Raw genomic sequence first — 8,727 nt, 5'->3', positions numbered from 1 at the left:
GTCGTGATCTGCACGATCTCCGCATCGTCGCGTGTCGTGCCGGTGGGGCGATCACCGATCAGCTTGATGTCGGCGCTGATCTGGCCTTGGCGGGTGGACCGCGCGGCGTTTTCCTGGTCGACGGCCGCGGAGACGATCTGCAGAAACCGGGCGTCCAGCTCTGCCAGTTCCACCTTGCCGGGGGAGCGCATGTCCACCTCCAGCCAGATGCTGTCCGGAATCGAGTTCACGGAGGTGCCGCCGCCGACCACACTGGTCATGTAGGTGGTCTTGGGTGCTGTCGGCGTGACGATCCTGTTCATCTCCACCACCGTCGCGCCCATCGCCGCCATCGGGTTAACCAGGCCAAAGGCGCCATAGCTGTGACCACCGGGCCCCTTGAAGGTCACCCGATATCGCCGCGATCCCACGGCGCCGGAGGTCACGAGGAATGGAGACGTCCCGTCCATGGAAAAGAACGCGCCGATGCGGTCCTTGTACTTGCCCTTGCCGAACAGATAACGCGTACCGCGAAGGTCGCCTGGACCCTCTTCGCCAACGTTGCCGACGAACAGGATGTCGCGCGTGGTCTTGATCTTCGCCGCGTCCAGGGCGCGCGCATAACCCAGCACGACGGCCAGCGAGTGTGTGTCATCGCCAATGCCGGGCGCGAACAGTTTCGTGCCCTCGCGGCGGACCTTAACGTCCGTGTCTTCGGGGAACACGGTGTCCAGGTGGGCGGCCATCACCACCAGCGGCGCGCCGGCCGGACCGTTCCCGCGACGCAAGCCCATGACATTGCCCTCGGCGTCCATCTCGACGTCCGAGAGGCCTGCGGTCTTGAGCATGGCCATATAGGCCTGGGCCTTTGCGGTTTCCTTGAAAGGGGGGGCGGGTATCTCGGTGAGCAGGATCGTCTCGGCGACGATGCGGTCATACTCACGATCCAGGTTTGCTGTCGCCGCCTTGAAGCCCGTGCTTTTGCGGATGGTCTGGATGGTCTTGTCGGCCGGCGACGGCTTCACTTGCGCCATTGCCGCGCCACTCAGCGAAAGGGCTGTGGCCACGGCCACAACATGCCTGAAGGCAAGGGACATCATACAGAAACCTTTCGTTCGTCGATCCTACCTTAACTGATCCAACGAGGCTGCGACCGTTATGAAGGCACGACCTCTCACATTACAGGGAGTTAACACCGCCATTACCGGCCCGATCGCGATCCAGAGCCCCAGTTCGGCGGCGGCCCGGCGTATCCATGGCGGGAAGTTGATGCTCGGCATCCGGAAGCCACAATGCGGGGGGCGTGCGCGCGGTCACGCTGAGGATCTGTATTCCGCTGTCGCAGATGATGGGGATCGACTTCGCCACCGCCTATCAGGCCATCGTCTGGCTGGCCAGGGTTCTGAACCTGATCCTCGTCGAGATGTTCCTGCTACGGGAAAACCTGAAACCGCAGCTGGCGGAATAGCGACTGTGGCCCGGCGACAATCCGCACGATCCAGATCGATGACGCGCTTATGCCCGCGCCGCCGGCTGGATGAGGTCCCAGCGGGTGCCGTAGAGATCCTCGAACACCGCCACGACGCCATAGGGTTCGTGGCGGGGCGCCTCCAGGAAGCGCACCCCGGCGGCTGACATCCGGGCGTGGTCGCCCGCGAAGTCGTCGGTGTGCAGGAACAGGAAGACCCGCCCCCCGGCCTGATTGCCGATGCTGGAGGTCTGGCCATCGACGGCCTTTGCCAGCAGCAACGCTGCGTCGGACCCGGGCGGACGGACGACGACCCAACGCTTGCCGCCGCCCAGGTCTGTATCCTCCGCCAGGTCGAAACCGACCTTGCCGACATAGAAGTCGAGGGCTTCGTCGTAGTCAGCGACAAGGAGGGCGGTGAGGGCGAGGCGCTGCATGCGTCGCCTCTATCCTGATTCAGCTCCGACCGATCCGCAGCCGAGGGCTATCGATCCAGTACCGAACGTACCTGCAGCGCGCCGGATCGCACCCTTGATCGCGCGGCTACGACCTCGGCGTCGATGGGCGTATCGCTGGCGCGACCGTAGAGCCAGCCCTGGGCATAGTCGACGCCCGCAGCGCGCACGGCGTCCTGCGCTTCCGGCGTCTCCACCATCTCGGCCAGTGTGCGGACATTGAGCTCGGCGCACATGTTGACCAGATGCTTCACGAACGTTGCCTCGCGGCCACCGACCTGCAGGTCGCGGATATAGCGCCCGTCGATCTTCAGCATGTCGAGGGTCAATTGCTGAAGATAGGCCAGTGAGGCTGCGCCGGCGCCAAAGTCATCGAGACAGACCTCGCATCCGGCGCGGCGAAAAGCCTGTATGTGGCGATCCGCCAAGGCCAGGTCCTCGACCGCCGCGCTCTCGGTCAGTTCGAACATCAGGCGCCCACGGACGTCCGGGCGGCCTTTGAGCAGGCCAAGCACGCGGGTTACGAAGCCGCCGCTCATAATGCTGCGCCCCGAGACATTTACGGCCACGACGATCGCGAGATCCCGTTTCATAACGGCCAGGGTTTCCTCGAGGATCGCTACGTCCAGCGACTCGATGAGGTCCATCTCCTCGGCCATCCGGATGGTCGGGAACGGGCTTGCCTCTTCGCCGAAGCGAACGAGTACTTCGTGGTGGTGCAGGGTTCCATCAGTCAGGCTCACGACCGGTTGATAGGCCAGGGTGAACTGGCGGTGTCGGATCGCAGAGCCCAGCGCGCCAGCCTTGCGCATCGCCGAGCGCGTGGCCTGATCGAGGGCGCCGGCCAGGTCGGCAGGAAGTGGCAGGGTCAGGCCATCCTGCATGACCTGTTCGACGGCATAACGCAGCGCCTTGATCACCTGCTTTGGTTGCGTCACGCCGGTCATGGGCATGCTCGCCGACGTTGGCGCGACGCCTCCATAGCCTTCGCCGGAAAGGATGCGACCAACCCGTTCGACCAGCGCCTCCGTGGGCTCGCGGTTGTCCTTCAACAAGGCGTAGCGATCAGGACCAATCTCCGCAGGGGCCTCGCCCTGATAGGCCTGCGCACGCAGAATGCCGGCCACCAATGCCTGCAACTTCTCCGGATCAGCGGCGGCCTTTTCGGACAAGGAGAGGCCGGCCAGTTCGATGAACGTCAGGTCCAGGTCGTGTGAGGCCTGCGACAGCAGCGTCGAGGCCCGGGCTTCGAAGGACTCGCGGCTCTGTAGTCCAGCGGGGCCCCGGGCGTTGGCCCGCGACAGAACGCACGAGATGGCGTGCTTGTTACCCGGCATCCGCATGGCCATCACGGTCGCAAAGCGCTCCGGCGCACCCGCCCGGGTGGCGACCTTGATGGTCACCGGCCCGGCTCGCGCGCCGTCCAGCAGGCCACCGAACATCGACTGCAGCATGGGATGGTCAGAGGGGTCGACCAGGTCGAACAAGCGCCGCTTGATCATGGCCGCGTCGGTCATGCCGATCAGGGCCTCGCCGGCCCCCATGGCGAAGGCGATCCGACCATTCGGTGTCACCTCGATCAACAGATCCGCCGCGGCGAAGGCAAATCCCAGAAGTCTGTACGACGTGGTCAATGGCACCCCTCTCTTGGCTACCCGTTTAGGTCGTGCTCGTTAAGGCGACGTTTTCATGAGTGCTTTTCGTGAATTCCCCTTGGGTGCGGCTTCACCTTATTGTCGCGTCGACCTGCAAGGATGCCCTTATGATCGCTGCACTCATCGCCGCCGCCGCCGTTTCCGCCGCTTGTGACCTGGAGGCGCCGTCGGGCAAGCCGGGCTGCACACGCGTGGCGGTGGACGCACTGCCGATGAATGCGCTTCAGGCGATCGGCACCCACAACAGCTACAAGATGGCGATCGCGCCCAACGAGATGGCGATGATCCGTGCGGTGAACCCCAGGGAGGCCGACGCCATCGACTACAGCCACCCGCCGCTGAACGAGCAGCTGAAGGCCGGAGCTCGGCAGCTCGAGATCGACATGGTCTATGATCCAGCGCCCGGTGCGTTCGCCTCGCCGCTTGGATTCCGCAATGCCGGCGCCAAGGCTCAACCCTACGATTTCGCCCCGTTGAAGGAGGCGGGTCTCAAAGTATTGCATGAGCAGTCAGTCGACTACCGGTCCGTGTGTCCGCTGTTTGTTGACTGTCTGAAGGACATCCGGGCCTGGTCAAAGGCGAATTCCGATCACGTGCCGATCCTCGTGATCATGAACCTCAAGGAAGGTGGGCTGGCGCTACCGGGCGCGGTCAAGGCGCCGGTGTTCGACGCCGCGGCCATGGACATGATTGACGCCGAGATTCGAAGCGTGTTTCCCGAGGCGGCCTTGATCACCCCGGACCAGGTGCAGGGGCGTTTTCCCACCCTGCGCGAGGCGGTGGCCGCCGGGGGCTGGCCGAGCCTGAAGGCAGCGCGTGGTCGGGTGATGTTCGCGCTGGATTGTTCGCCCGGGCAGGCGGCGCGTTATCGGGGTGACCGAAAGGCGCTGGAGGGCCGCGCAGCCTTCGTGAATACAGACATCGCCTCGCCGGCCGCGGGCTACATCACGCTCAATGAACCGAGGGAGCTGGCCGGCCAGATCGCGGCAGCCATAGACGCTGGAGTGATCGTTCGGACGCGAGCCGACGCAGACACGCGCGAGGCGCGCACCAATGACCCGACGCGCCAGACGGCGGCCTTCGCCTCCGGTGCTCAGTATGTTTCCACGGACTACATGACCCCCGACACCCGATTCAGCGCCTATGTCGCGGCGCTGCCCGGAGGAGGCAAGGCGAGGCTATCGCCAGCCCGGAAATAGAGGCCCGCCGAAGCGAGCCTCCATTATCTCTAACCGCTGACCTTCAGGTTGGTCGCGGAGGTCTTCCCGCTACGACGATCCTGCTCGAGGTCGAAGTTGACGGTCTGGCCTTCGTTCAGGCCGGACAGACCGGCTTGCTCGACCGCCGAAATGTGGACGAAGATGTCTTGGCCACCGTCCTCGGGCTTGATGAAGCCGAAGCCCTTTGTGGGATTGAACCACTTCACGACGCCGGCGCCGGAGCCTGCGATCGCGCCGCGCGAACGCTCGCCACCGCCAAAGCCGCCACCGCCACCGCCGAAGCCGCCGCGATCACGTCCACCGCCGCCGAAGCCGCCACGGTCGCCGCCGCCGCCGTAGCCGCCGCGATCACCGCCGCCGAAGCCGCCACCGCCGCCCGCGCGCCGGGGCGCAGGCGCGCCCTGGGCCGTCACGACAATCTGGGTCGCCGCCAGCTTGCCCGAACGTCGATCCTGCTCGAGTTCGTAGTCGACCTTGTCGCCTTCATTCAGGCTGTCGAGGCCCGCCTGATTCAGCGCTGAAATGTGAATGAAAACATCGGATCCGCCATCGTCGGGCTGGACGAAACCAAACCCCTTGGCCGAATTGAACCACTTGACCGTACCGCTCGCCATATCGTCGCAACCCACCGAGATAGAAGTCTCCGCCGGGCACAAGCCGGCGCCCGGCCAGTCGTCGTGATAGGCCGTGATCGCTTTGTAGCCTCGGATTATCCACATGGCCAGCGCCCGTGACATGACTACGCAATCAGCCTATTAGAGCGACCCTTTCGACACAGTGGCTCTACAGGGACGCACGTGAACAGCATCTGCGTGTACTGCGGTTCTTCGCCAGGCACCGATCCGGCATTTCTGGCCGAGGCTGTGGCGTGCGGAACCCTGATCGCCCGGGCTGGCATGACCCTGGTCTATGGCGGCGGCAAGGTCGGGCTGATGGGCGCTGTGGCCGACGCGGCGCTAGCGGCGGGCGGCCGCGTGGTGGGCGTGATGCCCGAGCATCTTGTCAGTCAGGAGATTGCGCACCGCGGCCTGACCGAGCTTCGCGTCGTGGCCTCGATGCATGAACGCAAACAGGCGATGGAAGAGCTAAGCGACGGCTTCCTGTGCCTTCCCGGCGGGCCCGGCACCTTCGAGGAGATCTTCGAGCAGTGGACCTGGGCGCTACTGGGCGTCCACGCCAAGCCATGCGGTTTCGTGAATGTGGGCGGCTACTACGATCTCATGCGGGCCACGATCCAGCAGATGGCCGACAAGGGTTTCATCGCTCAGCCCTATGTCGACATGCTGATCTATGCCGACAGCGCCGCCGAGGTGATCCAGCAGTTCCGGAGTTATGTTGCGCCGGCGCCGAAATGGACGCTGACGGCGGCGCCGAAATTCTAGAGCACGACAGCTTGAAGTGGATACCGGTTCAAGCGCCCGTCGTGCTCTAAACATTTGATAACGAGCCTGTTTATCCGGTTCAGATGATTCCATCTGAACCGGACAGGCTCTAGGTTAGGTCCAGGCTGTAAACCTTGGTCGCTGTGCCTGAGAACAGCGCGGCCTTCTCCGTCGCCGAGGCGCCCCTGGCGATGTGCTTGAAGGCGTTCCAGAGGGTGGCGTAGCTGCAACTGCCCATGTCGACCGGGAAGTTGCTCTCGAACATGCAGCGATCCGGCCCGAACGCCTCGATGCAGGTCTCGATGTAGGGACCCCATTCCATGGCCAGCTGTTCGGACGGCGCGCGCGGCTCGGCCAGGAAAGAGGGGAAGTTGCAGAAAGCCATCGCCAGTCCACCCAGCTTGACCACCACCTTGGGCGACTTGGCCAGTTCGCGGATATTGTCGCGCCAGATGTCGAACCGTTCCGGAAGCTTGCCGGTGTAGACGCCCCGGCCCAGCGGTGTGCCCACGTGGTCAAGCACCAGGGTCGTATCCGGGAAGGCGCGGGCCAGGTCTATGACATCGGGCAGTTGCGGCTCGAGCAGCCAGGCGTCGAAGGACAGACCCATCTCGCCCAGATGCCGGAAGCCCCTGCGGAACGTGGCGTCGCGGTAGAGGCCGGCCTCTACGCGGTTGAGTGGCCCGAGCACGTCCTTGTCGTCATCGAAGGAGGCGGAGTTGCGGATGCCCTTGAAGCGGCCGCCGCCGGCGCGGATATGGGCCTCCAGCACAGGCTTCACCGCATCGCCCAGCAAGAGGTCGGCCTTGCTGACGATCCCGGCGCAGGCGCGGAAGGGGCCGTACATGCCGCTGGCGCTCATGGCTGCTACGCCGTTGACGAATTCGGTCTCGCCCACCGGCTTCAGATCAGGCGAGCCGCCGCCCTTGTAGTAGGCGCCGCACTCGACGAACACCGTCGCGACGATGTTGTGACCGCTTTCGGTATCGCCCCTTAGTTCGTCCAGCAGATAGCGCCGCGCCGGCTTGATCGCCGTCATGAACGGATGGGCGTCGACTTCGGGAGCCGCGTAGGTACGATTGTCCCAGAGGTGGTGATGCGGATCGACGATGGGCAGATCCGGATCGAGGATGGTTTCCTGCATGATGTCGCTCCCTGCTCATCGTTAGAGCTCACGCTAAGGCCGGGTGAGCCGGGGTCAACCGTGACGTCGCGTTGGCCCGCAGGAAGGCGGAGAGGATTTCACTCATCATCGGATTCGAACTCCGCGATCAGGGCCTTGAGCCGCGCGACTTCCTCGGGCGACAGCGCGCGATGCTGGGCATAGTGCGCCACGAGCGGCGCGATCTGGCCACCGAACAGGCGGTCGAGCAGTCCCTGGCTCTCGCCAGTCACATAGGCCTCGCGGGTGACCAGTGCGCGATAGAGTGCGCGGCCGCCAGTGCGCTCCGAGGCAAGGGCCTCCTTCTTGAGCAGGCGGTTGATCAGGGTCTTGACGGTGGCCTCACCCCACTGCTGCGCTGGACCTACGGCCCGTATGATCTCCTCGGCCGTCAGCGGGCCCTGCGACCACACAGCCTCCATGATCTGACTTTCCGCACCGGAAATCTTCGTCATCTTACACCTGTAGCTATCCGGAGGTTACGCCTGTAGTTTGCGCTGTCAAGCGTGGGGCGTATTGGCGTTGGACGGCGTGTCAGGACTGAGGCAGTTTGCTCTGAGGGGGCTTTGTGACAGCTGAACAGATGACTGTGCCGGATGCCGCAGCGACGGCGCATCCCGACGGGATCGGCATGCCTGGCGCCGTCGCCGTGGCGCCGCCGGGCGTCGCCGCCTTGCTGTATCTTTGGCTTCGGCGCTGCTAGATTTGCATCGCAAGCACAGCGGGGTGCAATTGCTGTCGGTTGACCTCTATCGCGGCGAAGACGCTTTGCGGCGCGACCGGGAACACGTGCTGCGCCGCAGCTGGCAATTCATGGGCCATGACAGCCAGGTTCCGGTGACCGGTGACTATCTCGCCGATGTGATCGGCGGCGCCCCGGTGGTTGTCGTGCGCAAGGCCGATGGCGAGCTCGCGGCCTTTCACAACGTCTGCCGGCATAGGGCCGGCGCGCTGGTGGCGGATGGTACGGGCAACTGCGGAGAGGCCTTCACCTGCCGCTATCACGGATGGCGCTATGCGCTCGACGGGCGGCTTCGCAACGCCGTGGATTTCGGAGCGCTTGAGGGGTTTGATCCCCGTGACCATGGCCTGTTTCCGGTCTGCGTGGAGGTGTGGCGCGGGCTGGTGTTCGTCAATCTGGACCTCGGGGCCGAACCGCTCGCGGCGCTGATCGCCCCGCTGGCGGCGCGCTGGCCGGACGGGCAGGCAGGGTTTCCGTTGACCGAGCGACGCAGCCACCGCATCGCCTGCAACTGGAAGGCCTATGTGGAGAACTATCTGGAGGGATACCACCTGCCGATGGTGCACCCGGAGTTCGACGCCGATGTGGTTGTGTCTGAATACCGGACTGAAGTGGTGGATCAGGTGATCTTCGCCAGCGCGCCGCCAAGGGACGCCAGCGTCTA

The 8,727-nt window shown here is 64.7% G+C and carries 11 protein-coding genes and 1 pseudogene; 5 read left to right on the top strand and 7 right to left on the bottom strand.

What is annotated here, in order from left to right; translation table 11 throughout:
- On the bottom strand, positions 1-1,013 hold a 1,013-nt coding region (locus ACIQ42_RS12010), incomplete at its 3' end, for a M20/M25/M40 family metallo-hydrolase (RefSeq protein WP_397422426.1).
- 269 nt (positions 1,014-1,282) lie between these two features.
- Here ACIQ42_RS12010 and ACIQ42_RS12005 point away from each other — a divergent pair.
- Positions 1,283-1,447 (top strand): hypothetical protein, encoded by a 165-nt coding sequence (locus ACIQ42_RS12005; protein ID WP_397422425.1) that lies wholly within the window; start codon positions 1,283-1,285, stop codon positions 1,445-1,447.
- A 47-nt stretch (positions 1,448-1,494) separates the two neighbouring features.
- On the opposite strand, the gene ACIQ42_RS12000 is transcribed toward ACIQ42_RS12005, so the two are convergent.
- Together ACIQ42_RS12000 and ACIQ42_RS11995 are read right to left on the bottom strand one after the other, a co-directional pair.
- Positions 1,495-1,884 carry a VOC family protein gene (locus ACIQ42_RS12000; protein ID WP_397422424.1) on the bottom strand — a complete coding sequence of 130 codons (390 nt, stop codon included), beginning with the start codon at positions 1,882-1,884 and terminating at the stop codon, positions 1,495-1,497.
- Positions 1,885-1,931: 47 nt separating this feature from the next.
- Positions 1,932-3,536 (bottom strand): EAL domain-containing protein, encoded by a 1,605-nt coding sequence (locus ACIQ42_RS11995; protein ID WP_397422423.1) that lies wholly within the window; start codon positions 3,534-3,536, stop codon positions 1,932-1,934.
- 128 nt (positions 3,537-3,664) lie between these two features.
- On the opposite strand from ACIQ42_RS11995, the gene ACIQ42_RS11990 reads away from it, so the two are divergent.
- The gene (locus ACIQ42_RS11990) at positions 3,665-4,756 is read left to right on the top strand and encodes a phosphatidylinositol-specific phospholipase C1-like protein (RefSeq protein ID WP_397422422.1); all 1,092 of its coding nucleotides are present in this window, start codon (positions 3,665-3,667) and stop codon (positions 4,754-4,756) included.
- 29 nt (positions 4,757-4,785) lie between these two features.
- Here the strand turns inward: ACIQ42_RS11990 and ACIQ42_RS11985 are convergent, their stop codons facing one another.
- Both ACIQ42_RS11985 and ACIQ42_RS11980 read right to left on the bottom strand, forming a co-directional pair.
- Entirely contained in the window at positions 4,786-5,007 is a 222-nt protein-coding gene (locus tag ACIQ42_RS11985; protein WP_397400327.1) for a cold-shock protein, read from the bottom strand.
- A 186-nt stretch (positions 5,008-5,193) separates the two neighbouring features.
- Positions 5,194-5,391: pseudogene (locus tag ACIQ42_RS11980) on the bottom strand (cold-shock protein); the annotation flags it as partial.
- A 183-nt stretch (positions 5,392-5,574) separates the two neighbouring features.
- Between ACIQ42_RS11980 and ACIQ42_RS11975 the strand changes: the two are divergent.
- Positions 5,575-6,159, top strand: coding sequence for a TIGR00730 family Rossman fold protein (locus ACIQ42_RS11975; RefSeq protein WP_397422421.1), 585 nt, complete (start codon positions 5,575-5,577; stop codon positions 6,157-6,159).
- A gap of 109 nt (positions 6,160-6,268) precedes the next feature.
- On the opposite strand, the gene ACIQ42_RS11970 is transcribed toward ACIQ42_RS11975, so the two are convergent.
- Together ACIQ42_RS11970 and ACIQ42_RS11965 are read right to left on the bottom strand one after the other, a co-directional pair.
- A complete protein-coding gene (locus ACIQ42_RS11970; RefSeq protein ID WP_397422420.1) occupies positions 6,269-7,303 on the bottom strand; it encodes an amidohydrolase family protein in 1,035 nt (344 codons plus the stop codon).
- Positions 7,304-7,401: 98 nt separating this feature from the next.
- Positions 7,402-7,776: a BlaI/MecI/CopY family transcriptional regulator gene (locus ACIQ42_RS11965; RefSeq protein ID WP_397422419.1), complete on the bottom strand. Its 375-nt coding sequence runs from the start codon at positions 7,774-7,776 to the stop codon at positions 7,402-7,404.
- A gap of 113 nt (positions 7,777-7,889) precedes the next feature.
- Here ACIQ42_RS11965 and ACIQ42_RS11960 point away from each other — a divergent pair, with 113 nt between their 5' ends.
- Both ACIQ42_RS11960 and ACIQ42_RS11955 read left to right on the top strand, forming a co-directional pair.
- Entirely contained in the window at positions 7,890-8,024 is a 135-nt protein-coding gene (locus tag ACIQ42_RS11960; protein WP_397422418.1) for a hypothetical protein, read from the top strand.
- Positions 8,025-8,053: 29 nt separating this feature from the next.
- A partial coding sequence (locus ACIQ42_RS11955) for an aromatic ring-hydroxylating dioxygenase subunit alpha (RefSeq protein WP_397422417.1) occupies positions 8,054-8,727 on the top strand: 674 nt, incomplete at its 3' end.

The organism is Phenylobacterium sp., assembly GCF_044372605.1.
Classification (GTDB): Bacteria; Pseudomonadota; Alphaproteobacteria; order Caulobacterales; family Caulobacteraceae; genus Phenylobacterium.
The sequence above is the reverse complement of the archived record's forward strand: the minus strand, read 5'-3'. Positions and strand labels throughout refer to the sequence as shown.

What these genes read in the sequence shown, in the direction of transcription:
- ACIQ42_RS12000 (WP_397422424.1), bottom strand. Translation starts at nt 1,884, where the DNA reads ATGCAGCGCCTCGCCCTCACCGCCCTCCTTGTCGCTGACTACGACGAA.
- ACIQ42_RS11990 (WP_397422422.1), top strand. Translation starts at nt 3,665, where the DNA reads ATGATCGCTGCACTCATCGCCGCCGCCGCCGTTTCCGCCGCTTGTGAC.
- ACIQ42_RS11970 (WP_397422420.1), bottom strand. Translation starts at nt 7,303, where the DNA reads ATGCAGGAAACCATCCTCGATCCGGATCTGCCCATCGTCGATCCGCAT.
- ACIQ42_RS11965 (WP_397422419.1), bottom strand. Translation starts at nt 7,776, where the DNA reads ATGACGAAGATTTCCGGTGCGGAAAGTCAGATCATGGAGGCTGTGTGG.